The 22,639-nt window shown below is 45.6% G+C and carries 26 protein-coding genes; 5 read left to right on the top strand and 21 right to left on the bottom strand.

The annotated features are described in order from the left end of the window. Positions 1-40 precede the first annotated feature (40 nt). Positions 41-1,171 carry a M20/M25/M40 family metallo-hydrolase gene (locus AC1DLM_RS10935; protein ID WP_441986836.1) on the bottom strand — a complete coding sequence of 377 codons (1,131 nt, stop codon included), beginning with the start codon at positions 1,169-1,171 and terminating at the stop codon, positions 41-43. A gap of 72 nt (positions 1,172-1,243) precedes the next feature. Between AC1DLM_RS10935 and prli42 the strand changes: the two genes are divergently transcribed. Beyond that, complete coding sequence (gene prli42 / locus AC1DLM_RS10930; protein WP_157276701.1) at positions 1,244-1,348, top strand: stressosome-associated protein Prli42; 105 nt, start codon at positions 1,244-1,246, stop codon at positions 1,346-1,348. 4 nt (positions 1,349-1,352) lie between these two features. Here the strand turns inward: prli42 and AC1DLM_RS10925 are convergent, their stop codons facing one another. The 4 genes from AC1DLM_RS10925 to lpdA all read right to left on the bottom strand — a co-directional run bounded on the left by AC1DLM_RS10925 (position 1,353) and on the right by lpdA (position 6,262). After that, complete coding sequence (locus AC1DLM_RS10925; RefSeq protein ID WP_441986837.1) at positions 1,353-2,687, bottom strand: dihydrolipoamide acetyltransferase family protein; 1,335 nt, start codon at positions 2,685-2,687, stop codon at positions 1,353-1,355. 48 nt (positions 2,688-2,735) lie between these two features. Then, positions 2,736-3,716: an alpha-ketoacid dehydrogenase subunit beta gene (locus AC1DLM_RS10920; RefSeq protein ID WP_441986838.1), complete on the bottom strand. Its 981-nt coding sequence runs from the start codon at positions 3,714-3,716 to the stop codon at positions 2,736-2,738. 2 nt (positions 3,717-3,718) lie between these two features. Next, a complete protein-coding gene (locus AC1DLM_RS10915; RefSeq protein ID WP_441986839.1) occupies positions 3,719-4,729 on the bottom strand; it encodes a thiamine pyrophosphate-dependent dehydrogenase E1 component subunit alpha in 1,011 nt (336 codons plus the stop codon). 108 nt (positions 4,730-4,837) lie between these two features. Then, on the bottom strand, positions 4,838-6,262 hold the full coding sequence (gene lpdA, locus AC1DLM_RS10910) for a dihydrolipoyl dehydrogenase (RefSeq protein WP_441986840.1): 1,425 nt from the start codon (positions 6,260-6,262) through the stop codon (positions 4,838-4,840). Between the two features lie 286 nt (positions 6,263-6,548). Here lpdA and AC1DLM_RS10905 point away from each other — a divergent pair, with 286 nt between their 5' ends. After that, positions 6,549-6,812, top strand: coding sequence for a DUF2627 domain-containing protein (locus tag AC1DLM_RS10905; protein WP_056614619.1), 264 nt, complete (start codon positions 6,549-6,551; stop codon positions 6,810-6,812). A 39-nt stretch (positions 6,813-6,851) separates the two neighbouring features. Here AC1DLM_RS10905 and steA read toward each other — a convergent pair whose 3' ends face one another. After that, the gene (gene steA, locus AC1DLM_RS10900) at positions 6,852-8,009 is read right to left on the bottom strand and encodes a putative cytokinetic ring protein SteA (protein WP_441986841.1); all 1,158 of its coding nucleotides are present in this window, start codon (positions 8,007-8,009) and stop codon (positions 6,852-6,854) included. A gap of 133 nt (positions 8,010-8,142) precedes the next feature. On the opposite strand from steA, the gene AC1DLM_RS10895 reads away from it, so the two are divergent. Further along, on the top strand, positions 8,143-8,328 hold the full coding sequence (locus AC1DLM_RS10895; protein ID WP_145655418.1) for a hypothetical protein: 186 nt from the start codon (positions 8,143-8,145) through the stop codon (positions 8,326-8,328). 60 nt (positions 8,329-8,388) lie between these two features. Here AC1DLM_RS10895 and AC1DLM_RS10890 read toward each other — a convergent pair whose 3' ends face one another. Together AC1DLM_RS10890 and AC1DLM_RS10885 are read right to left on the bottom strand one after the other, a co-directional pair. Further along, entirely contained in the window at positions 8,389-8,568 is a 180-nt protein-coding gene (locus tag AC1DLM_RS10890) for a hypothetical protein (protein ID WP_441986842.1), read from the bottom strand. Positions 8,569-8,877: 309 nt separating this feature from the next. Next, positions 8,878-9,135, bottom strand: a complete 258-nt coding sequence (locus tag AC1DLM_RS10885) for a hypothetical protein (protein ID WP_441986843.1) — start codon at positions 9,133-9,135, stop codon at positions 8,878-8,880. A gap of 144 nt (positions 9,136-9,279) precedes the next feature. Here AC1DLM_RS10885 and AC1DLM_RS10880 point away from each other — a divergent pair, with 144 nt between their 5' ends. Beyond that, the gene (locus AC1DLM_RS10880) at positions 9,280-9,546 is read left to right on the top strand and encodes a hypothetical protein (RefSeq protein ID WP_028554204.1); all 267 of its coding nucleotides are present in this window, start codon (positions 9,280-9,282) and stop codon (positions 9,544-9,546) included. A gap of 54 nt (positions 9,547-9,600) precedes the next feature. Here the strand turns inward: AC1DLM_RS10880 and AC1DLM_RS10875 are convergent, their stop codons facing one another. The 3 genes from AC1DLM_RS10875 to AC1DLM_RS10865 all read right to left on the bottom strand — a co-directional run bounded on the left by AC1DLM_RS10875 (position 9,601) and on the right by AC1DLM_RS10865 (position 11,515). Continuing rightward, positions 9,601-9,831, bottom strand: a complete 231-nt coding sequence (locus AC1DLM_RS10875; protein WP_056614631.1) for a hypothetical protein — start codon at positions 9,829-9,831, stop codon at positions 9,601-9,603. Positions 9,832-9,903: 72 nt separating this feature from the next. Further along, positions 9,904-10,329 (bottom strand): hypothetical protein, encoded by a 426-nt coding sequence (locus AC1DLM_RS10870; RefSeq protein ID WP_441986844.1) that lies wholly within the window; start codon positions 10,327-10,329, stop codon positions 9,904-9,906. 85 nt (positions 10,330-10,414) lie between these two features. Next, entirely contained in the window at positions 10,415-11,515 is a 1,101-nt protein-coding gene (locus tag AC1DLM_RS10865) for an MBL fold metallo-hydrolase (protein WP_441986845.1), read from the bottom strand. Between the two features lie 240 nt (positions 11,516-11,755). On the opposite strand from AC1DLM_RS10865, the gene AC1DLM_RS10860 reads away from it, so the two are divergent. Further along, positions 11,756-11,848 carry a YjcZ family sporulation protein gene (locus AC1DLM_RS10860; RefSeq protein ID WP_082595420.1) on the top strand — a complete coding sequence of 31 codons (93 nt, stop codon included), beginning with the start codon at positions 11,756-11,758 and terminating at the stop codon, positions 11,846-11,848. 135 nt (positions 11,849-11,983) lie between these two features. Here the strand turns inward: AC1DLM_RS10860 and spo0A are convergent, their stop codons facing one another. The 10 genes from spo0A to xseA form a co-directional block, all read right to left on the bottom strand. After that, positions 11,984-12,781 (bottom strand): sporulation transcription factor Spo0A, encoded by a 798-nt coding sequence (spo0A, locus tag AC1DLM_RS10855; RefSeq protein ID WP_056614643.1) that lies wholly within the window; start codon positions 12,779-12,781, stop codon positions 11,984-11,986. Between the two features lie 234 nt (positions 12,782-13,015). Then, positions 13,016-14,356 (bottom strand): SpoIVB peptidase, encoded by a 1,341-nt coding sequence (spoIVB, locus tag AC1DLM_RS10850; protein ID WP_441986847.1) that lies wholly within the window; start codon positions 14,354-14,356, stop codon positions 13,016-13,018. A 118-nt stretch (positions 14,357-14,474) separates the two neighbouring features. Next, positions 14,475-16,202 (bottom strand): DNA repair protein RecN, encoded by a 1,728-nt coding sequence (gene recN, locus AC1DLM_RS10845; RefSeq protein WP_477569927.1) that lies wholly within the window; start codon positions 16,200-16,202, stop codon positions 14,475-14,477. Between the two features lie 15 nt (positions 16,203-16,217). After that, on the bottom strand, positions 16,218-16,667 hold the full coding sequence (ahrC, locus tag AC1DLM_RS10840; RefSeq protein WP_477569926.1) for a transcriptional regulator AhrC/ArgR: 450 nt from the start codon (positions 16,665-16,667) through the stop codon (positions 16,218-16,220). A 2-nt stretch (positions 16,668-16,669) separates the two neighbouring features. After that, a complete protein-coding gene (locus AC1DLM_RS10835) occupies positions 16,670-17,122 on the bottom strand; it encodes a hypothetical protein (RefSeq protein ID WP_441986850.1) in 453 nt (150 codons plus the stop codon). Positions 17,123-17,249: 127 nt separating this feature from the next. After that, a complete protein-coding gene (locus AC1DLM_RS10830) occupies positions 17,250-18,080 on the bottom strand; it encodes a TlyA family RNA methyltransferase (protein ID WP_441986851.1) in 831 nt (276 codons plus the stop codon). A 33-nt stretch (positions 18,081-18,113) separates the two neighbouring features. Next, positions 18,114-20,006 (bottom strand): 1-deoxy-D-xylulose-5-phosphate synthase, encoded by a 1,893-nt coding sequence (gene dxs, locus AC1DLM_RS10825; protein ID WP_441986852.1) that lies wholly within the window; start codon positions 20,004-20,006, stop codon positions 18,114-18,116. Between the two features lie 114 nt (positions 20,007-20,120). Beyond that, the gene (locus AC1DLM_RS10820; protein WP_376769489.1) at positions 20,121-21,035 is read right to left on the bottom strand and encodes a polyprenyl synthetase family protein; all 915 of its coding nucleotides are present in this window, start codon (positions 21,033-21,035) and stop codon (positions 20,121-20,123) included. Further along, positions 21,031-21,282 (bottom strand): exodeoxyribonuclease VII small subunit, encoded by a 252-nt coding sequence (xseB, locus tag AC1DLM_RS10815; RefSeq protein WP_056614667.1) that lies wholly within the window; start codon positions 21,280-21,282, stop codon positions 21,031-21,033. Before xseB ends, AC1DLM_RS10820 begins: the two co-directional genes overlap by 5 nt. Next, positions 21,269-22,639 (bottom strand): exodeoxyribonuclease VII large subunit, encoded by a 1,371-nt coding sequence (gene xseA, locus AC1DLM_RS10810; protein ID WP_441986853.1) that lies wholly within the window; start codon positions 22,637-22,639, stop codon positions 21,269-21,271. Before xseA ends, xseB begins: the two co-directional genes overlap by 14 nt.

The following is a 22,639-nucleotide window of genomic DNA, read 5'->3' as shown; positions in this document are numbered from 1 at the left end:
CCAGTTGGCGGACGAATCGGTTTTTATTTTGTTTCTGGAGCTAAACCTTAGCAGCTTCTTTCACAAGCGCCACGACGAGTTCAGCTGTTTTGACGAGATCCTTGATCGCAATGCGCTCTTTGACCGTATGAATGTCTAAATAACCAACGGCCAAATTCACAGTAGGAATTCCCATCCCATTGAAAACATTCGCGTCACTGCCGCCACCTGAGTGGAACGTGCTTGCTGTTAACCCTATCGTGCTCATCGCACGTGAAGTTAATTGGACAATCGGTGCAGAATCATCATGCATATAGGATGCGTAGACGATATCCGCATGGAATTCACAGGTCGTGCCCGCTTCTGCAGCAGCGGATTCGCAAGCCTGTTTCATCGCTTCGATCTGCGCTTCCAATTTGTGCTGAACAATACTGCGTGCTTCCGCTTCCATCTTCACTTTATCGCATACGACATTCAGCGGGCCTACACCGGAAAAGCTGCCAATATTAGCTGTCGTTTCATTATCGATTCTACCTAGTGACATGCGAGAAACAGCTTTGCTAGCCACTTGGATGGCCGAGATGCCATCTTCTGGATTTACACCAGCATGCGCTGTTTTGCCATGGAAAATGATTTCAATCTCTGCACGTCCAGGTGCCGCAGTAGCAATAGCGCCTAGATTTCCATTGGAATCTAACGCGAAGCCATATTCAGCTTCCATAGAGCTGCGTTCCATGGCACGAGCACCTTTCAAGCCGCTCTCTTCACCTGCGGTAATGACGAACTGAATACGGCCATGCGGAATGTTCTGTTCTTTCAGAACTTGAATCCCTTCAAGCATAGCAGCAATACCTGCTTTATCATCACTGCCAAGAATCGTGGTGCCATCAGAGCGAATATAACCATCCTCGCCAATTTGCGGCTTAATGCCATTCCCTGGAGCAACCGTGTCCATATGGCATGTGAAGAAAATGGTAGGAATCGCCGGATTGCTGTCTGTCGCTTCCAATGTGCAAATCAAGTTACCTGCACCATGTCCACTCTTGGACATCGATGCATCTTCGACAACATTTAGGCCATACTTGCCGAATTTCTCTTTGAGCACAACGCAGATCTCTTGCTCAAATCTAGTTTCACTATCCACTTGAACGAGGGAAATGAATTCTTGAACTAAACGATCTTGTTGAATCATGTACTTTCCTCCGATACACACTTTGAGTTACAATAAAACGGTACAAGCTTGGATGAAAAAGGAGTGAATCCCGTGCTACAGAATAAGAAATGGTTTAAAGTCGTTATTTACATTATGCTTATCGTTATGCTGTTATCCAGTTTATTGTTTACAGCCGGATTATTTTTCACGTCATAAAAAGTTAGTAAATTTTAGTATCCGCGTTGTAGCTTTCTAAATTTTCTTTCACTCTTTGTAGGAACCTTCCACAGATCACACCATCCAGAATCCTGTGATCGAGCGACAAACAAAGGTTAACCATGGAGCGCACCGCTATCATATCTTGAATGACGACAGGCTTCTTCACGATCGATTCGAACGTCACAATCGCCGCTTGCGGATAGTTAATGATTGGGTACGACAAAATCGAACCGAAGGAGCCTGTATTATTAACGGTAAATGTACCGCCAACCATATCCGTAAGAGCTAATTTCCCCGCACGCGTTTTCTTCGTCAACTCATCAATTTCCCTTGCAAGTCCTGCGATATTCTTTTGATCTGCTTTCTTGATCACCGGTGTCATAACGGAATCTTCCGTTCCCACAGACAAGGAAATATTAATGTCGCGTTTCACGATTATTTTATCAACAGCCCACACGGAATTAATAATCGGATAATCTTTGATCGCGTTAACGACAGCTTTCAGCATAAACGCGAGGTAAGTCAAGTTGATGCCCTCGCGGCGCATGAACTCATCCTTTACTTTGTTCCGCAGGACAACTAGATTGGTTACATCCACTTCGATCATGGTCCAAGCGTGTGGAATTTCGGTGACGCTTTGACGCATCTTCGTAGCAATCGCATTACGCATCGGTGTTACATCAATGAAATGTTCGTTTCGAGCATCCAGGTTGTGGCCTTCTGCTTCGATCAGCGGTGTTTGTGGACTCGCCGACAAATGGATACCCGAGCTGCGAACAGGCTGGTTAACTGGTTCTTCTGGGACAACAGATGCTGCTGCAGGCGATGCTGCTGAGACTACTTGAACAGCCGCAGGTGCCGCGTTAGCCCCACCTGATGCGATGAAGGTCTCTACATCCTTGCGCGTAATGCGTCCGCCAAGGCCTGTCCCTGCAACGCGTGACAAATCGACGCGGTTATCTTGGGCAAGTCTGTGGACCGCTGGAGAGAAGCGTCCACGCATGCTTTGATCCGCATCTTCGGACGCAACAGCTGTATCCGTGACAGCAACTGGCGCTGCTGAAGCCGCCGCTGAGGAGCTGACAGGTTCCTCAATGACACAAATCGCTTCACCAACGGCAGCCGTTTCACCGTCGCCGACAATAATTTTGATCAGCTTGCCCTCAATGGGGCTAGGCATTTCTGTATTTACTTTCTCTGTGAAAAGCTCACAAAGAACATCATATTGTTCAATATAATCGCCTGGCTTTTTCAGCCATTTGCCGATTGTAGCCGAAACGAGACTTTCCGCCAAATGCGGAACAGTAACCTCGGTGAGGCGGCCGGTTTGGTTCATACAAGTACCTCCTAATTTCGGAAAAGATCAACGAATAAGAACAACTATTTAGAATAAAGCAAGCTGACGCATGGCATCCTTCAACTTATCAGCATTCAGAAGGAAAAACTTCTCCATCGGAGGATTACTGCCAACGGCTGGCACATCAGGGCCGCATAATCTTGCGATCGGCGCATCTAACTCAAATAGCATTTCTTCCGCGATAATCGCAGATACTTCTGCGCCGACACCACCGGTCTTGTTGTCCTCATGGGTAATGAGTACTTTGCCTGTTTTTCTAGCGGCTTCTAGGATCGCATCGCGATCGAGCGGCTGCAACGTACGCAAATCAAGGACATGTGCCGAAATACCTTCCTTGGCCAGCTCCTCTGCGGCTTGAAGCACATAATTGACTACCATGCCATAAGCGATAACAGTAATATCCGTTCCTTGACGCTTGACGTCAGCTTTGCCGATAGGTACGATGTAGTCTTCTTCCGGAACTTCAGCCGATAATGCCAAGTAACACTTCTTATGTTCAAAATAGAGCACAGGATCGCCATCGCGAATTGCCGCTTTCAGCAGACCCTTGGCATCATACGGATTCGATGGTGCTACAATTTTCAGGCCTGGCGTACCGAAGAACACCGATTCTGGACATTGGGAATGGTACAAAGCACCAGCGCCTGTTGCACCATAAGGAGCTCGAATGACAATCGGGCAGCTCCAGTCATTGTTCGAACGATAGCGAATTTTCGCCGCTTCGCTCAGGATTTGATTCGTTGCCGGGAAAATAAAATCGGCAAATTGGATTTCGGCAATCGGCTTCATGCCATACATGGCTGCGCCGATGGCAACACCAACGATTGCGGACTCTGCAAGCGGCGTATCCATCACGCGTTCTTCGCCAAATAGATCGCGAAGTCCCTTGGTCGTGTTAAGAACGCCGCCTTTCCCTATGTCCTCACCTAAGACGAATACGTTGTCGTCCTGTTGCATTTCCTCCTGCATCGCAGAACGGATTGCTTCCAAATATGTTATAACAGCCATCTCTATTTGCCATCTCCTTCCGCGTAAACATGAAGAAGCGTATCTTCCGGCTTCGGATAAGGGGCAAGATCAGCATACTTCGTTGCATCATTGACTTCTTGCTTTTGACGTTCTTGAAGCGCTAGGTCTTGCTCTTCACTCCAAAGCTCACAAGCGATGAGATATTCCTTGAATTTCAAGATGCCATCCTTCTTGCGGTTCTCTTCGACTTCTTCCTTCGTACGGTACAACATATCGTCATCCGAGGTGGAGTGCGGCATAATGCGATAGCACAGCATCTCGATCAGAGTTGGACCTTCTCCGCGAAGGGCTCTTTCTCTTGCTTCTTTCGTTACGCGGTACATTTCCAAAACATCGGTACCATCGACTTGAACACCTGGGAAGCCATATCCAACCGCACGATCCGCGATTTTGCCTGCCACCTGTTTATGAAGTGGGACAGAGATCGCATACTGATTATTTTCACAAACAAAGATAACCGGCAGCTTATGTACACCTGCAAAATTACAGCCCTCATGGAAATCTCCTTGATTGCTGGAACCTTCTCCGAATGAAACGAAAGTAACGAAATCCTGTTTTTTCATCTTCGCTGCCAAAGCAATCCCCGCTGCATGCGGAACTTGGGTGGTAACAGGTGAAGATGCCGTTACGATATGATTTTTACGATCACCGAAATGGCCTGCCATCTGTCTGCCGCCGCTATTCACATCTTCCGCTTTACAGAAAATGGCGAGCATGAGATCCTTCACCGTCATTCCCACCGATAAAACGAACGCATAATCACGGTAATAAGGCAAGAAATAGTCTTTCTGAGCTTGCATCGCAAAGGCCATCCCAACTTGTCCGGCATATTGTCCCATACCGGATACGTGAAATGGAATTTTACCAGCGCGTTGCAGCATGAAGGCACGCTCGTCGAATTTAGTTGCAAGGCTCATAACCGTATACATACGTACGGCTTCATCATCGGATAATCCTAAACTTCTGTGCTTATATAGCTGACCAATGGACATGGAGTTTGCCTCCTTAGTGAGATTAAATGGCTACTAAAACTTAATACCTGGTCCTAGTACTTGACTCTATAAGCATATTATAAACGCAAACGTTTATGATTACAATTTTTATCCGCTAATTGCAATGCCATCCACAGCTAGCATCGCTTCACCCAAAGCTTCCGAAAGTGTTGGATGCGGGTGGATGGTCTGTCCAACCTCCCAAGGCGTTGCGTTCAACACCTGAGCTAGCGCTGCCTCTGTAATGCTGTTGGTTACTTGGGGGCCAATCATATGAACGCCGAGAATATCATTCGTGTCTTTATCTGCAATAACTTTCACAAAGCCATCGGAGTCCCCATAAACTAGAGCTTTCCCTATTCCTTTGAAACTAAATTTGCCAACTTTCACTTGGCGACCTTGATCCATCGCCTGCTGCTGGGTCCAACCAACACTGGCAATCTCAGGTCTTGTATAGGTACATTTGGATACAAGATGCGTTTGAATTTCATCTGGCTGATGACCAGAAATATGTTCTGCAGCCAGAATTCCCTCATGGCCGGCCATATGAGCCAGCATCAGTCCGCCGATGACATCACCAACCGCGTAGATGTGGGATTCCGTCGTTTGCATATAGCGATTGACGCGAATGACGCCTTTATCAATTTTGACATCCGTATTCTCAAGCCCCATCGCTTCGACATTCGCCACACGACCAACCGAAACGAGAACTCGTTCCGCGGATAGTTCCTGTACCTCACCTTGCTTGTCCACTTGCATCGTAACCATGCCATCTGCCACTTTCACAGACTCCGGGAGCACCTTCGTACCCGTCTCCACCTTAATCCCACGTTTCTTGAATAAACGTTCTAACTCTTTGGACACATCTGCGTCTTCTAAGTTGACTAAACGCTTATCAACTTCCACGATCGTTACTTCCACGCCAAAATCGTTTAACATCGAAGCCCATTCAACACCAATGACGCCACCGCCAACAATGATGATCGACTTCGGCAGGCTTTCCATCCGCAGTGCATCTTCGCTAGTGATAATTGAAGTACCGTCTACTTCTAATCCTGGCAAACTGCGCGGTCTAGAGCCCGTCGCAATTATTAAATTGCTTGAAAGGAGCGTTTCAATATCACCATCCTCCTTCTCAACTGAAACAGCACCGCTGCGCGGCGAGAAAATCGAAGGTCCAATAATGCGTCCATTGCCATGGTGAATCGTAATCTTATTCTTTTTCATCAGAAATTGAAGTCCTTGATGCAGCTGATCGACAATTCGTTGCTTGCGTCCTAATACTTGGTCAAAATTCAGCGAGATGGATTGAGCTGTGATGCCATAATCCTCGCTATGTTTCATCGCGGCAAACACTTCTGCACTTCTAAGCAAGGCTTTACTTGGGATACAGCCCTGATGCAGGCACGTACCGCCCATTTTATCGCGCTCAACGATCGCCACTGTCTTCCCAAGCTGTGCTGCACGAATTGCTGCGGTATACCCGCCGATTCCGCCACCTAATACCACGACATCATATCTATGTTCATTCATGTATGTAAGCCTCCTATGAAACAATTACTTGTTATATGTATACGTGCGTATCTATTATATTACCCTTTTTTGGGATCGAAGTCATAGTCTTATTTGTGAGAAAAACTTCTATCGAAGCAATTCGAGGATGAGCGACCGCGTTTTAAATGTTGTTTTTATCGCCAATAAGAATTTGTTTTTCCGAGCACCGGAAACTTATAAAATCTTATGCGGGGAATTAGACACGCTAGCGGTTTCGGGGTATGATGTTAGAAAAAACATGTTTCATGTCCCATAAGGAGTTACTATGAAAGCACCCTTTTATCGTTTTATAGCTATTCTACTTCTCGTTATTCCTGGAATAACCGCTACTTATGGCTTTCTCGCAATGAAAGATGCCTTTTTCGCACAATTTGATACCGTTGCTAATAGCGGTATGTTATGGGGAAAATTCTTCTTAGGCTTGGTACTGTTTCTGATCGGTGTTGCCTTTATTGGCGGCTGGACCTTTTTCAGAGATCGCAAGCGAAACTATTTAGCTCCACGATTCAAACCAAAACGCAACAAATAGACCGGACAATGCGTCCGGTCCTTTTTTTCGAACAAGCCCTCATTCTACGCCAACAAGCTTCCACACGACATGACTCGCTCGTTTAAGTATCCAATGCAGCTGAAATAGACTCAATCCAATGAAAACACAAGATAGACCAACAGTGGAAAGCACTTCTCTCCGCCACCCCGTTGGCTGAAGTGTTAGCGCTTGTAAGCTTTTTATATCTACGAGGCGAGCTCCGATTTTCATTCGAACAAGCAACGCACTCCCCATATTTGCTAAACCTTTGGCTACAAAATCACTCATATACGATTGTACGCCGACGGTAACCAGCCATTCTCCACCTTTTTCATAGGCTAACAATAGAGCAGCATCCTCACTGTTCCCAATACAGGGCAAGACATGATAATGCTTAGTTAGACCACTAGGCGAACACTTGTCAAGGATTCCTTGAGGATCTGGGTAGGTGTGGACAATGATTTCTGCACCACTTTTCCACACGCGATTCGAAATTTGATCTGCATCACTAACAACGACATCGGGTTGATAGCCGCTAGATAATAGCACATCTGCACCTGCACCCACACCAAGTAATATCGGCTTAAACGCCGTTATAAATCCACTAGCGGCTTGCAGATCCCTCTTATTCCCTTTTCCATTGGACACTACTAAAATGTGTTTACCCGTGAATTGTGTGCGCAGCGGCAAGTGGGGTAAAGACTCTCTGACAGCTTGCTTTTCTCGCATGGCAAAGGCCAACGTGTGTTCAATAAAGGGCTCCCACCGTTCACTCGCCAGCTCATGGGCAGCCCGTTGTGCTATCAACCAGTCTTCTCTCGTAAATTGCTTGCATGGGACTGATTGACCGGCCACATGGATCGTATCATGATAAATGATCATTTCTACTTCGTGTAAAAAGATTTCAGCATAAACGGCATCCACTTCAATAATGGGGATATGCTGCTGCAACAATAAAAGCGGACCTTCCGTCGGGCATACACCACTCATGGCTTGCCCACAATGAACGATGGCTTTCACTCTTCGAACTAACAGTTCTTGTGCCTGTTCTTCCTCCATATCACTCTGCGAAAGCACGAGTATACGACCGCTTGAAAGCTGTTCAAACGTTTCAAATGAACCTGTTATCTTAGCTATTTTCCCTTTGCAAATTAGGTTTGGCTTTGTGGCAAATAAAGATAAAGATGACCAATTCATGGTTAGACACCTAGCTTTCCTAACGTCGTCTCATGGCCTATCTAATTTACCCGATTCCACAAAATTCTATGTATATTTTAAGCTTTGAATGGCAAGCATTGGTTTATATTCGTAAAGAAAGGAGAGGACATCTATGGAGCTAAACATGAGCGCAGACGAAGTGTTAGGCCAAATTGTACAGCTTCACAGCACAGGGGAATCGCTAGCCAAAAAAAATGTGAAGAAGCTGCATCCTGATCTTATGAAAAACGCCCTGTATTACTACCCAAGCTGGGAACATGCTTTACAGAAGACCGGAGTAGGCACCATCGTTCACTAACATACATAGGTTGTACACTAATGCTCCGTGGGGTAGTTCCCTACGGGGCTGTTTTATGTCTTACTCATCAAGAACTTCCCACTCCACTTGAACCATGCGATCAACCCAAGTTCGAATTTTCACTTCGATCGCTTGCTCGATCTCTTCGTCTGTCATTTCACCAAGTTTATACTCGGCAATTTCGAGCACATCTGTTTTCTTCGTTTCGCCATCTATCGCTAATTGGATTTGAATACGCATGTCGTTCACCCTTTTTCATTATCATCTAAACTTTCCATTGCCTCTTCCACATCACCTGTTACAATAGAAGTATACACACTACAAAAAGAAAAGAGGAATCACGATGTCCCGATCTCAAGCTCAAAAATTGCGTCAACGCAATCTGCGTGAAGGCAAGCTGGATCCTATGATGCAGCGATTGCATTGGCACGGTACGAACCCCGTAACCCGAACAACACCAACACGAACAGAACTTCAATACAAACAACAGAATAAACACAAATCAAGGAATTTGAGCCATACTCATGAACATGGCGATAATTCCTTTTCTTATTCTGGGTCTTCAACTTCTCGAATGGAAATCCCTTGTTGAGCTGCGTAATGAATCATTTCTTCTTTCTCAGTTGGGCGGAAATGATATTTGCAATCAAACCCATTGAAGAATAACTGCCAATGCCTAACAACCCCTTGATTGTCGACCTCAAGCTCTGCCACATATAAAGAATCAGGCTCATCCTCGAACTGTAAACCGATGTGAATGAATGTCTGACCTTCTGAAATTTCTTGTTCACAATAGTCCATGATCATGTCCAGATGACCTCCTATTGAATAAAATCTTTTTTATTTATATAATATACTAATGCAACTGAGCAAACAAAGCGAAAAGCATGTTAATTTATGAATTTGCGATGTGGAATGTCTAGCTGAGCAAACTCTTAGGAGGAAATACATATGGCCTACGATCCGCAGGTAGTTGATGCAACAATAGTCAGTGATAATAAAAAGAACGGACTTTTCGAGGTTGTCGTTTCCTTGAAAGACCGCAACAAATGCCGTCTTTTCTTTGAAAGAGATGCTGAAACTGGCATCGGCCGCGTAACGGACTTGAATCGTTTGATGAAAGAACCTTGCCCAATTTGCCGCAAAGATTACCTATGCAATTGCCTTGATCGCTACAAGTTCTCCATCGCTGATCAAGCTTTAACGTTCATTAAGTAATTGGCAGGAACATGAGAAACCCCCTTAGCTGCATTGGCTAGGGGGGGTTCTTGTTTATTCGTAGATAACACGATAGAGCCCCTCTAGCAAGCTCTGGTAATTTCTTGGATCATATGAAATCTCCGCAAAGGATACTTGAATGACCTTATTACTTGTTTTCACAATAAAAAAACTTTCTAAGCTATTCTCAGCATCAATATATGTGTAGCACACCAACTGACTGCTGCCTGTCTGTTTGCGTAGAAATGCCGTCGCTTCTTCACTCTCATTCGCGAACTTAGGCATACTTCCACCTCCTAAGCACAATTCACTTCACTAGATTCAGCAGATCACCCTGTCTAATTACCCATCAGGTAATTAGGATTGGGATGTCTTCTTCCTCTTCAATGCCAAATATCCACCTAGGAGCGATACCGGTACGATGGCTACTAAACCAATCAGTTCGTACCATAGTGGGATTACATCCTGTGTTAATATCGAATCAAACCCAATCCCTGCGCCAATGACCCCAATGATCGCTGCGTTGAATAGTTCGCCTCGTTTGGCAACCTTCGCTGTGAAATAACTAGCTAGGAACGTCCAGAACAAGCCAACGACCAGAAATAAAAGTAAGAGAGCTGCATTTGAATAAATTGCATTTACATCTTGATCTTCCAACGGCCGGTTAGCAAAATATAGACTACCAATCACTCCTGACGATAACATCGTCCCGATATTATCAATAGCTATTCCTAGCACAACCGCTAGAAAATGAAATTTTCGTACACTTTTTTGTTCCGACATAGACTTATCTTCTCTCCTGCTCACATCTGACTATTAACCTATCCATAATACCATGTGAAATCCCTAGTAGCTAGTTCAGTACGATCTATGACTGTACCCACCAATTCGCTTTCGGATAGGACTGCACATCGGATCCCTTTATAATAACGGTCTGTCCGATAGGTGGCGTGACCATCTGAACCCCTTTGGCCTCAGCAGCCTTCGCGGCGCGGGTCACAGGATCATACCAATCATGGATCGCTAGTGTGAAGGCACCCCAGTGAATCGGCAGCATCACCTTCCCTCTTACATCCAAATGGGCTTGAACCGTTTCTTCCGGCATTAAGTGAATATCCGCCCAACGCTCATCATATTGCCCACATTCCATCAAGGTTAGATCGAAAGGTCCGTATTTATCCCCAATTTGCTTAAAATGAGGCGTGTACCCGCTGTCGCCGCTGAAAAAAAGGCTGGTGTTCTTGCCTTTGATCACCCATGAGCACCATAAGGTCGCCCCGCGATCATTCGTACTGCGTCCTGAGAAGTGATTGGCAGGCGTACAAGCCAGCTCCAGCCCTTCAAACGACATTTCCTCCCACCAATCATGCTCCTCAATCTTGTCTGCTGGAACTCCCCAGCGGATTAAATGAGCACCTACACCTAGTGGGACAAAAAACCGTTTCACTTTATGTTTTATTTTCATAATCGAACCATAATCCAAATGATCATAATGATCATGTGATAGAAGGACAGCATCAATCTGCGGGAGCTCTGCAATCTCAAATGGGATTCCGCCGCTGTATCTATTTTTGCCTACCCACGGAAATGGTGAAGGCGTTCTACCAAACATCGGATCAAGCAGCAAGGCTTTCCCATCGATAGTAAGCAAGGTAGCCGAGTGTCCGAACCAAGTGACGCTAGTATCACCATTCACGCTAAACTGTGGCTTCTCCATTGGTAATGGGGACTTGGGACGTCGGTGTGGGCTTCCTTTGATCATATCACGCAAAATCCCGAGCGTTGTTCGAAAGCTCATATTCATCATCGCTGGGACTGGATTTTCGAACTTGTTTTGCGCATATTGCGGAGACTGAGCGAACCTTCGAATATCACCTTCAGAAGGTCTGCGACCGAATACCGGATACAGTTTCATAAAGAGGACATACACACCAATCAAAATCACAATGATCACTATCGTCAATAACATTCTCGTTTCCTCCATGCTTCTAGTTCCGCTTACACGATCTCTTGTTGAAAAGAATAAGCTACGATGTAATAACGTAACAACTTATCCCTTGGTTCCAATTTTTCATGTTGCCCCTTCCCTACCCAAATTTATATCAGAGGACAGGGACATTAGCACAATCAGTCGTTTTGCCCAAACATTCCTCAGAAATAGTCATAAGCTATCTCGAAACACCAAATATCCAATTGGAGGTTGATTCGAATGAGTTGTGGAACTGGGTATGGTACTTCCGCTGCAGCTGTCTTGGTACTTTTCATCTTATTGGTTATTATCACTAGCGCATTTGTTTGGTAATTCAAAACTAATACAGAAGGACTACCTAGACTGTCTAGGTAGTTTTTCTGCTTCCCCTCTCATTCATGCAAATGAAAAAGAACGCTCAAATTGAGCGTCCTTAACTTGACATATATTATAAAGCTCCTAACTGTCTCAAGAAACTTTATGCTCAATTCTGAGCTTATCCGCCACCATCGCGATGAATTCGCTATTGGTCGGTTTAGATTTCGAGATATTAATTGTGTATCCGAAAATAAAGGAGATGCTGTCGATGTTGCCGCGCGTCCAAGCGACTTCAATCGCGTGACGGATGGCACGTTCGACGCGGCTCGGCGTCGTTTTGTATTTTTCAGCAATAGCCGGGTAAAGTGTTTTGGTGATGGCACCAAGAATTTCAATATTGTTGTAAACCATCGTAATGGCTTCACGTAAATATTGATAGCCTTTAATATGCGCAGGCACGCCGATTTCATGAATAATGCTCGTAATATTAGCATCCAAATTTTTGCCTTTAGGCATATGTACGACATTCGCACGAGGCGTTGACGAAGTCGTAGTCGTTGTTGATGAATTGCCTGCAAGCTGACGAATACGATTCGTAAGAGTTTCCATATCAAATGGCTTTAATATGTAATAGGAAGCTCCAAGCTGCACGGCTTTTTGTGTAATATTTTCTTGACCAAATGCCGTAAGCATAATGATTTTGGGCTGAGAAGGAAGATTCATCTCTCGCATTTTTTCCAGAACACCTAGTCCATCCAGATGAGGCATAATAATATCTAAAATGAGAACATCGGGCAGCTCACGCTGTTGCTCCAAAAACCGAAGAACCTCGTTACCATTGTACGCAACGCCCATAATTTCCATATCCTCTTGTTCACCAATGAACTCTGACAATAGATGGGTGAATTCTCGGTTATCGTCTGCAAGTAATACCTGAATTTTTTGCAACTGAATTTCCTCCTTTAGCTACTGAAACAAGTTGGTATTTATCTCTCTTATGTAAACTATTCGACAGCTCTTTTTAAAATCCTTCTGTCGAATATTATTTTTCTTTTCTTTTGTTAGAGTTTCTTATATACTATAATATTTAACTTCTAATTCCAACATTATTCGACATGAAGTCACTAAACTCGCTATTCTCTCGTAAAATGAGGTTAAAAAGAAATAAAGAACTAAAGGCTACTAACTCACCTTTAGTTCTTTGTCTGTGTTCCCCGAGGTCGGCCTAAGAATGATTCCAGAGTCCTGAAGCATCCATTCGATGAAGCAGCCATAGCCGCTAGTCGGATCATTCACGAAAACATGCGTGACTGCTCCAATCAATTTTCCATTTTGAATAATGGGAGAACCGCTCATACCCTGCACAATGCCACCTGTTTTATCCAATAAGCGTGGGTCCGTAATTTTGATAACCATGCCTTTCGTACCAGGAACATCTTGTTTGGAAACATGAACCACTTGGATATCGAATTTTTCAACCTTTTGACCTTCTAACACCGTATAGATCTGTGCTGGTCCTTCTTTAACTTCTTCTGCGAAGGCAACGGGAATCGCCTCTTTATCTAAGCTGTGATCAGGAGGTCCATACATTTTCCCAAAAATCCCGAAAGCCGTATTCCGTTCAATATTACCAATCACCTTGCTGTCCTTGTAAAGCGTTGCATGCTTTTCACCAGGATCCCCATTATGGCTTTTGGAAATCGACGTCACATTCGAATAGACAATGTCACCATCGCCTACAATAATGGGTGTCTGAGTATCCATATCCGTGATGACATGTCCAAGAGCCCCATAGACGCCTTGATCTGGTGCGTAGAAGGTTAGCGTCCCTACCCCTGCCGCGGAGTCTCGAATGTACAGACCCAAGCGATAAGACTTATCTACGACATCATAAACGGGCTGCAGCTTCACAACAAGTTCTTGATTGTTTCTTAAAATTTGCAGAACAAGAGGATTCTTGCTTTCGCCTGATTTGGCCACTAACTCTGCGACCTTACTAACATCCTTAGAATCCTTGCCGTTAATTTTGGTAATTAAATCTCCAACTTGAATTTTTGCTTCTTCCCCAGGTGAAACTTTTTGTTCAGAGGCAACAGTCACTAGATGGTGACCTACTACCAAGATACCGGCAGACTTAATTTTCACACCGATCGTCTGGCCCCCTGGGATTACTTTTAAATCAGGTACGACATTCACTTTGACAGTCTTGATTGGAATGGCTCCGAACAGCTTGAGCTTCATTTCTGTTTGCCCAGAATGGTCGGATTGCAAAGAGATAGGTTCGTTCAAATTAACTTGAAATGAGTGCTCGGCGTTGCCGTTTACCTTTACAATATCCGTATCCTTGACCGTGACCTGGGCACTGACCGGCATCGTTAACTGAAGCTGCTTCCCTTGGCCGCTAAACAAGCGGAGTTCTTGTGGAAAGGAGGCAAAGCTCTGAAAAGGCGGGGACATACTGACCAAGCAAACGAAGAAGACGAGCAAGAGTCCGAACAATCTTTTTCTTTTGTTGGATTGCACTATCAACACGCTCCTTCAAAATTCCTTGAGCCCTGACGAATAACCTCGTCAATTGCGTACCTATAAGTTAACCCCAGTCCCCTTCTTTTATAACTGTAAATGATGACTATCTATACTTTCATACCTTTGCTTTCTTATTTTTTGCCATGGTAAGCATTTCTCCCGCATGATGAAGCGTTGTTTCTGTCACTTCTACACCGCCAAGCATCCTCGCAAGCTCTTCAATTCGGCCAGCATCTGGCATATCTTGAACACGCGTGAATGTTCGCTCATGATCCACTTCTTTCCGAATATAGAAATGAACATCTGCAAAGCTTGCAACCTGCGGCAAATGAGTAATGGAGAAGACTTGACAGCTTTGTGATAGAACGGACATTTTCTCAGCAATTGCTTGTGCCGCTCGTCCGCTAACCCCCGTATCAACCTCATCGAATACAAGCACTGGGATTTGGTCAATCCGTGCAAAAATTGCCTTCATTGCGAGCATAATACGGGAGAGCTCGCCACCTGAGGCAATTTTACTTAATCCGCGCAACGGTTCCCCTGGGTTAGGAGCCATTAGGAACTCAACCTGATCAATGCCTTGTCTGGAGAACCGAACCTTATTGCCGTCAACCTCAACGCCGCGGTCATCGATAATATGAGCGATCTGCACTCGAAACTGTGTTCGTTCCATTTGAAGATCACGCAATTCATGTTCAATCTGAGCAGAGAGATCACTTGCAATACCTTTACGCAGGTTAGACAGGTCTAGTGCATGCACGCCAACCTGTTTCTCAGCAAGCACAAGCTTGTCTTCTAATTTACGAATAATTTCATCTTTATTTTCAATCGTATCGACTTCGTTTTTGATCTTCTCTAAATAGCTCAGAATCTCTTTAATATTCTCTCCATATTTTCGGCGAAGAGACGTGATGGTATCTAATCTTTGTTCGATATAATCTAATCGAGACGAATTGAACTCAATGCTGTCGCGATAATCTCTGATTTGATAAGCTGCATCTTCCAGCTGGTAAAAGGCGGATTGCGCCTGTTCAAGTATTGGGCTTAAATTCGTTGGATCTAGCTGCACGATATCCTGCAGGCGTGAGACTGCTTTGCCTGCAGCATCGAGACCTCGATTCGTGGCATAGAGAAAATCATAAGCTTCGGAGGAGCTTTGATAAAGCTTCTCTGCATTAGCCAACTTGCGCTTCTCCTCAGCTAAAGTCTCATCTTCGCCTAATTTCAGCTTGGCTGATGATATCTCTTCAATCTGGAATCGATACAAGTCTAACATTTGCAGCGCCTGCTTGCTCGTTTCTTGAAGATCGTTCAGCTCTTTTTGAAGCTTCATATACTGATCAAAGCTAGCTTGGTACGTCTTCTTCGCTGACGCAATCTCAGCATCTCCGAACAAATCCAGGGAATGAATATGCTCGTCCACATGAAGCAGGGATTGATGCTCATGTTGACCATGAATATTAACGAGCCACTCTCCCGTCTTGCGCAACATCGTCATATTCACAAGCTGACCATTTATTCGACTTGAGCTTTTGCCAGTCGCCGTAATTTCACGACGGATAATGAGATGCTCGGAAGCATCGGATTCTATCCCGAACTCTGTAAGCGTATGCCAAACCGGATGAGAAGCAGGTAAGTCAAACATGGCTTCAATTTCTGCTTTATCAGCTCCATAACGAACTAATTCCGATGAACCTCTACCGCCGACAATTAGTGTTAATGCATCTATGATGATCGATTTCCCAGCGCCAGTTTCCCCTGTCAGGACGTGAAAACCTGCTTTAAACCGAATATGTACATGTTCAATGACAGCTAAATTACGAATTGAAAGCTCTGTAAGCATGAATGCCTCCTGATTTTAAGATAATAAGGACATGACTTCATTTACAAAAGTTGCACTATTCTCTTTCCCGCGGCAAATAACAAGAATCGTATCATCTCCACAGATAGTTCCCATAACGCCATTCCACTCCAAATTATCAATTAAAGCACAAATCGTATTCGCCGTGCCTGGCAAGCATTTCATAACGACCAAATTATCCGTATAGTCGATGCTGACAAAATGGTCACTTAATGCCCGACGAAGTCGCTGCATAGGATTAAATCGTTGATCAGCCGGCATGGAATACTTATATCTGCCATCATCTAGCGGAACTTTAATGAGATGGAGTTCCTTGATGTCCCTCGAAACTGTCGCCTGTGTGACATGAAATCCTGCCGCGCGCAGCGCCTCGACCAATTCATCCTGCGTTTCAATCTCATGATTAGTTATAATTTCTCTGATTTTTACATGCCTTTGACCCTTCATCCTTACACCTCTATGTGAAAAGTGATTTTTTTGATTTTGCTAACGGTCATATCAACGTAAAGGATACCCTGTGCCTCCGGATAAATGAGGTTGTAGGGTAGCAGCATGTCACGCACAGCGCTCCCAGTCATCTCAAGTGGCTTGCGTTCTCTTGCCACTTTCACGAGATAAACATCATCTTCCTTTTGCACAAAATAATCGATAAATAAGCGGCTTTCCAGCTGCTCTCTCTCTCCAACGGTCATGGTAATTGGAATTTTGGTTTTACCAGCAAGCACTTCGAATCCAGCAGCCTCAAGCAGATCAACAACATCGTCCTCGGGGATATTCGCCTGCCTTGGAATACGTCCTCTTCTTCGACTTGAACCCGCTGACCACTTCTGAAATCGCCAAAAGACGATACAAACAACAACGATCAGGATTAACAAAATGACTCTTACATCGCCTTGTTCCATGTCCTTCACCTCGCCATAGTATTCGCGAAACCAGAAGGGAAATCCTTTAAGTGAAGTGAAACATATACAAGCTTATAATTTGAAAAAACCCATCTCAGGGCCGCAAAAGGCGTTCTCAAAGATGAGTTTATTTTCCGTGTAATTTCTGAGACTCTTTAACCGTCTCGGCAATAAGAGCTTTGATCGAAGTTGGCGCTGCAAGTGACGCTTCCGTCTCGTTGCTCGACCAGTACGCAAGGAATTCAATGTTCCCTTCACCACCCGTTATTGGCGAGTATGTGAGTCCCTTCAAGCGAAAGCCGAGCTCCTCAGCAAATGAAAGCACCGTTGTCAAAACATCAATATGTACATCCGTGTCGCGAACAACGCCCGACTTCCCAACCTTCTCTCGACCAGCTTCGAATTGCGGCTTAATTAAAGCAACAACATGACCCTGATCCCCTAAGATTTCCTTCAGTGGTGGCAGGATAATACGAAGCGAAATGAACGAAACGTCAATACTGGCAAAACTAGGTCTTGGACCGTTCAAATCCTCCAATTTCGTGTAACGGAAATTCGTTCTCTCCATGACATGAACACGCTCATCATTGCGCAGCGACCAATCCAATTGATTGTAGCCAACATCCACAGCGTAGACGGAGGCCGCACCATTTTGCAGCGCACAATCTGTGAATCCGCCCGTAGAAGCTCCAATGTCGAGCATGACCGCATCATGTAAGTCGATTGCGAAATGCTTTAACGCTTTCTCCAGCTTTAATCCGCCACGACTCACGTAAGGATGCAGCGCACCTTTTACTTTCAGTACGGCTTTGCGACTGATCTTCATCCCCGCTTTGTCAGCTGGTTCTTCATCTGCAAAAACAAGGCCTGCCATAATGGCGGCCTTTGCCTTTTCTCTGCTTTCAAAATATCCTTGCTCAAGTAGCAATAAGTCTAATCGTTCTTTATCCGAGGACATATATAATGTGTTGCTCCTATTCAAAATCGGTTACTAGACCTTCGCCCTTAAGACCTTGCGCGGGACTAGCTTCTTCACTTCGGAAATCAAGTGGTGGGCAGTTAACCCAACCTCTTCGCGTTGTTCTGGCACGCTGCCATGCTCTACGAAGTAATCTTGAATCCCCATCAATTCAACCTGCAAACCAACAATTCGCTTCTCTGCATAGAACTCCAATACCGCACTTCCGAAACCACCTTGGATTGAACCTTCTTCCATCGTGATCATCGGCATCGATTCCTTAGCTAACTGTAGCAAATAAGCTTCATCCAATGGTTTAATAAATCTTGCATTGACGACACGAAGTTCAATACCTTCTTGCGCTAGCTGAGCCGCTGCTTCCTCTGCTACTTGAACCATAGGTCCAACTGCGAGAACTGCTGCATAATCACCCTCACGTACAGTTTCCCAAGTACCGAGCGGAATTGCCTTTGGAGCTTCATCAATAGGAGCGCCAGTGCCATTAATACGCGGATAACGATATGCAATCGGACCATCATTATATTCAAGCGCCGTTTGCATCATATCACGCAATTCCTTCTCATCCTTCGGCATCATTAAGACCATGTTAGGAATTGTTCGCAAAAATGAAATATCATAAACCCCTTGATGCGTTTCACCATCCGGACCAACGAAGCCGGAACGGTCAATGGCGAAGGTTACATTTAATTTAGGACGACAAATATCGTGAACAACTTGATCATACGCACGCTGCAAGAACGTAGAATATACAGCGAATACCGGCTTCAAGCCTTCACTCGCGAGTCCTGCACATAACGTAGCCGCATGCTGCTCCGCAATACCAACATCAATCATCCGATTTGGAAATTGCTTTGCAAACTTCAATAATCCGGATCCACCTGGCATCGCAGGTGTAACTGCAACCACACGAGAGTCCTTCTCGCCAAGCTCAATTAATGTGTCTCCGAAAACTTGCGTATACATTGGCGGTCCGGAAGACTTAAGAACTTGACCAGACTCCATTTTGTAAGGCCCTAAGCCGTGCCAAGTATGGGAATCGTTCTCTGCAGGTTTATACCCTTTTCCTTTCGTCGTAACGATATGAATGAGCACAGGACCTGCAACTTTCTCTGCCTGTTTCAACGTATCCATGAGTACTTGGAGGTTATGTCCATCTACAGGACCAATATAAGTAAAGCCTAGTTCTTCAAACCACACGCCATTTAAAACAAAATATTTAAGACTATCCTTCAGCTTCTCCGCTGTTTTAGCTAGCGTTCCGCCGATGGCAGGAATTTTCTTCAGTAAATATTCGACTTCCTCTTTAGCTTTCAAATAATGACGGTCCGAACGAATTTTGCTTAAATAATTATGAAGAGCCCCTACGTTGGGCGCAATCGACATTTCATTGTCATTCAGAATGACCGTAATATTCTTCTTCTCGTGACCAATATGATTCATGGCTTCTAATGCCATGCCGCCTGTAAGCGCACCATCACCAATAATGGCAACAACCTTATTATGTTCGCCCTTGAGATCACGTGCCATTGCCATACCCATGGCAGCTGACAGGGAAGTACTGCTATGTCCGGCTTCCCAGACATCATGCTCGCTCTCGGAACGTTTAATAAACCCGCAGAGCCCTTTATATTTGCGTAACGTATCGAACTTGTCTTTACGACCAGTCAAAATTTTGTGTACATACGCCTGGTGACCAACATCAAAAATCAGTTTATCATACGGGCTGTGAAACATGGTGTGTAAAGCTATCGTGAGTTCAACCACGCCTAAGTTCGGGGCTAGATGTCCACCAGTAACGGAAAGCTTCTCAATAAGAAATTGACGGATTTCTCCTGCCAATTCTTCGAGCTCCGTCAAGGATAACCGCTTCAAATCTGCAGGCCGATTGATTTGTTCGAGCAGCACGCTTGTTTCCTCACTTTCAATGTGAAAATACTAAGATTTCACCATTATATCATATTATTGGGTATTTCGTGTGAAACTACCTTCCGAAACGGCATACTACTTGTATACGTACGTTTAATGATCCCGTTTCATCAGGTAATCTGCGATCTGCAGCAGTCGTTCAGGGTTCGGTATGTTCGATCGAATTAAGGCATCTTTCGCTTGATTCGTCAGCTCTTGCACTTTCTGCTCTGAAGCTTCCATGCCGATAAAATAAGGGAATGTCACCTTTTGCTGCTTCTCATCGCTCTTCACAGGCTTACCTAGTTTCGCTTCATCTCCGATAATATCCAAAATATCATCTTGAATCTGAAAAGCAAGTCCAAGTGCATGTCCAAACTCACTGAGCGCTTCCAATTGCGCTTCGGTCGCCCCAGCTATATGTCCACCGGCACGCAATGAGAACACAATAAGATCACTCGTTTTGTGTGTATGAATATAAGTGAGCTCTTCTAACTTGGTTAAACCTTGCTCTCCTAACATATCCGCTGCTTGGCCGCCAACCATGCCACGAGCACCTGCCAGTACGGCAAGCTCTTCAGTAATGGCTAGTACGCGTTCAGCAGGAACACCAAACCTTTTGTGTGATTGCGCAACGCAGAAGAAGGCGTGCGTAAGCAGCGCATCGCCAGCAAGAATAGCCATTGCCTCACCATAAACTTTGTGATTCGTTAACTTGCCTCTCCGATAATCATCATTATCCATTGCTGGCAGATCATCATGAACTAACGAATAGGTATGAACCATTTCGATGGCCAATGCAACAGGCATAGCAGACTCCAGGGAGCCCCCCAGCGACTCTGCAGCAGCAAGTACCATAATAGGACGCAGTCGTTTGCCACCTGCCATCAAGGAGTAGTCCATGGACTCACGTAACGAAGCCGGTACCTCCCAAGCAGTTGGCAATGATTGACGCAATGCGGCTTCGACCAATTCAGCATGGGAAGCGATGTATGTATGAATAGTAGACGTCGTGTTATTCAAACTAATTCCCCTTATCTTCCAAGACAGGCTGGAAAGGCTTCCTTGTTACCCCAGCTTCCCCTTCAACCAGCATCTCAATTTTTTTCTCCACTTGCTCCAGCTTAACGCCGCAAATATGGGAGAGTCTTACACCTTCTTGATACAGTTCAATGGCTTTCTCTAGAGGAACGTCGCCGCTCTCCAGCTGACTTACTATACGCTCTAGCTGCTCAATTGCTACTTCAAAACTTACTTCAGTTTCACTTGTTGACATCAATGTTCGCCTCCATCCCCGAAACTTGACATTGTATTTTACCGTCCTTAAGACGTATGGATAATCGATCACCGATGTTTACTTGCGTTATCGATCTCACAAGTTGCTTTTCTTGTTCGTCATAAGCAAGGCTGTAGCCCCGCTGCATAACTTTCAGCGGGCTGAGGGCGTCCAGATGACGGACGCTGGACTGCCACTCCTGCTTCTTCGAGCGCAGGAGGGTCTGCATGGCCGTGAGCATCTGACGTTTGGACGTGTCCAAACGTCGTCTCGCCATCACGGCCTGCTCCGTTGGATTGAAGCTGGATAAGCGACGCTCCAGCCTCAATCGACGCTGCGCCAGCTCCGTAAGGCGCTGACGCATACGGTAACCGAGCTGCTCCGCCAGCCGGTCGAGTCGCTCTGCAGGCTGCATGAGCAGCTGCCTGCGGGGGTTCGTCAGGAACGGCGAGCGCTTCGCGCGCTCGAGCCGTTCCTGCTTGCGGCGCAGCTGCTGCAGCAGCCCGTAATGCAGGCGCTGAGCCTGCTGCGACAGCTGCTGCTTCAGCTCGAGGTGGTGCGGCACCGCGAGCTCTGCCGCCGCCGTAGGCGTCGGCGCTCTGAGATCGGCGACGAAGTCGGCGATCGTGAAGTCCGTCTCGTGGCCGACGGCCGAGATGATGGGGATCGCGGAGGCTGCGATAGCCCGCGCAACGATCTCCTCGTTGAAGGCCCACAGCTCTTCCAGTGAGCCGCCGCCGCGACCCACGATGAGCACATCGGCTTCACCAAGCCGATTCATGGCTTCGATCGCTTTCACGATCGAAGGTGCCGCCTGTGTACCCTGTACGAGGACAGGGTACAGCAAGATCGGGATCGACGGGAAGCGCCGCTGCAGCGTGATGATGACATCACGAATGGCGGCCCCCGTCGGGGACGTGATCACGCCAATGGCACGTGGAAACCGAGGAATCGGTTTCTTGCGCTCTGGCGCGAATAACCCTTCTGTTTCGAGCTTCTTTTTCAGCTGCTCGAAAGCCAAATACAAACTGCCGATGCCATCAGGCTGCATCGCCGTCACATAAAACTGATAGGCACCGTCTCGCTCATACACGGAAATATTGCCGCGAGCAATGACTTTCGTGCCTTCTTTCGGGATAAATCCCAGTTTCTGATTATGCGAAGCAAACATGATGCTTTTCAGGCGACCATCCGCATCCTTCAACGTAAAATACATATGACCGCTGGAGTGATGTGTGAAATTCGAAATTTCGCCTCGTACCCACACATCCTGGAGTCGTGAATCTCCTTCCAGCAATAGCTTTATATAACGGTTTAAATCTTTTACGGATAAAATCTTGGTCTCATTTCTCGCCAT

Source organism: Paenibacillus sp. 01T442 (assembly GCF_056398345.1).
The sequence above is the reverse complement of the archived record's forward strand: the minus strand, read 5'-3'. Positions and strand labels throughout refer to the sequence as shown.

What these genes read in the sequence shown, in the direction of transcription:
- AC1DLM_RS10935 (WP_441986836.1), bottom strand. Translation starts at nt 1,171, where the DNA reads ATGATTCAACAAGATCGTTTAGTTCAAGAATTCATTTCCCTCGTTCAA.
- AC1DLM_RS10925 (WP_441986837.1), bottom strand. Translation starts at nt 2,687, where the DNA reads ATGAACCAAACCGGCCGCCTCACCGAGGTTACTGTTCCGCATTTGGCG.
- AC1DLM_RS10920 (WP_441986838.1), bottom strand. Translation starts at nt 3,716, where the DNA reads ATGGCTGTTATAACATATTTGGAAGCAATCCGTTCTGCGATGCAGGAG.
- AC1DLM_RS10915 (WP_441986839.1), bottom strand. Translation starts at nt 4,729, where the DNA reads ATGTCCATTGGTCAGCTATATAAGCACAGAAGTTTAGGATTATCCGAT.
- lpdA (WP_441986840.1), bottom strand. Translation starts at nt 6,262, where the DNA reads ATGAATGAACATAGATATGATGTCGTGGTATTAGGTGGCGGAATCGGC.
- AC1DLM_RS10905 (WP_056614619.1), top strand. Translation starts at nt 6,549, where the DNA reads ATGAAAGCACCCTTTTATCGTTTTATAGCTATTCTACTTCTCGTTATT.
- steA (WP_441986841.1), bottom strand. Translation starts at nt 8,009, where the DNA reads ATGAATTGGTCATCTTTATCTTTATTTGCCACAAAGCCAAACCTAATT.
- AC1DLM_RS10895 (WP_145655418.1), top strand. Translation starts at nt 8,143, where the DNA reads ATGGAGCTAAACATGAGCGCAGACGAAGTGTTAGGCCAAATTGTACAG.
- AC1DLM_RS10890 (WP_441986842.1), bottom strand. Translation starts at nt 8,568, where the DNA reads ATGCGTATTCAAATCCAATTAGCGATAGATGGCGAAACGAAGAAAACA.
- AC1DLM_RS10885 (WP_441986843.1), bottom strand. Translation starts at nt 9,135, where the DNA reads ATGATCATGGACTATTGTGAACAAGAAATTTCAGAAGGTCAGACATTC.
- AC1DLM_RS10880 (WP_028554204.1), top strand. Translation starts at nt 9,280, where the DNA reads ATGGCCTACGATCCGCAGGTAGTTGATGCAACAATAGTCAGTGATAAT.
- AC1DLM_RS10875 (WP_056614631.1), bottom strand. Translation starts at nt 9,831, where the DNA reads ATGCCTAAGTTCGCGAATGAGAGTGAAGAAGCGACGGCATTTCTACGC.
- AC1DLM_RS10870 (WP_441986844.1), bottom strand. Translation starts at nt 10,329, where the DNA reads ATGTCGGAACAAAAAAGTGTACGAAAATTTCATTTTCTAGCGGTTGTG.
- AC1DLM_RS10865 (WP_441986845.1), bottom strand. Translation starts at nt 11,515, where the DNA reads ATGTTATTGACGATAGTGATCATTGTGATTTTGATTGGTGTGTATGTC.
- AC1DLM_RS10860 (WP_082595420.1), top strand. Translation starts at nt 11,756, where the DNA reads ATGAGTTGTGGAACTGGGTATGGTACTTCCGCTGCAGCTGTCTTGGTA.
- recN (WP_477569927.1), bottom strand. Translation starts at nt 16,202, where the DNA reads ATGCTTACAGAGCTTTCAATTCGTAATTTAGCTGTCATTGAACATGTA.
- ahrC (WP_477569926.1), bottom strand. Translation starts at nt 16,667, where the DNA reads ATGAAGGGTCAAAGGCATGTAAAAATCAGAGAAATTATAACTAATCAT.
- AC1DLM_RS10835 (WP_441986850.1), bottom strand. Translation starts at nt 17,122, where the DNA reads ATGGAACAAGGCGATGTAAGAGTCATTTTGTTAATCCTGATCGTTGTT.
- AC1DLM_RS10830 (WP_441986851.1), bottom strand. Translation starts at nt 18,080, where the DNA reads ATGTCCTCGGATAAAGAACGATTAGACTTATTGCTACTTGAGCAAGGA.
- xseB (WP_056614667.1), bottom strand. Translation starts at nt 21,282, where the DNA reads ATGTCAACAAGTGAAACTGAAGTAAGTTTTGAAGTAGCAATTGAGCAG.
- xseA (WP_441986853.1), bottom strand. Translation starts at nt 22,639, where the DNA reads ATGGCGAGAAATGAGACCAAGATTTTATCCGTAAAAGATTTAAACCGT.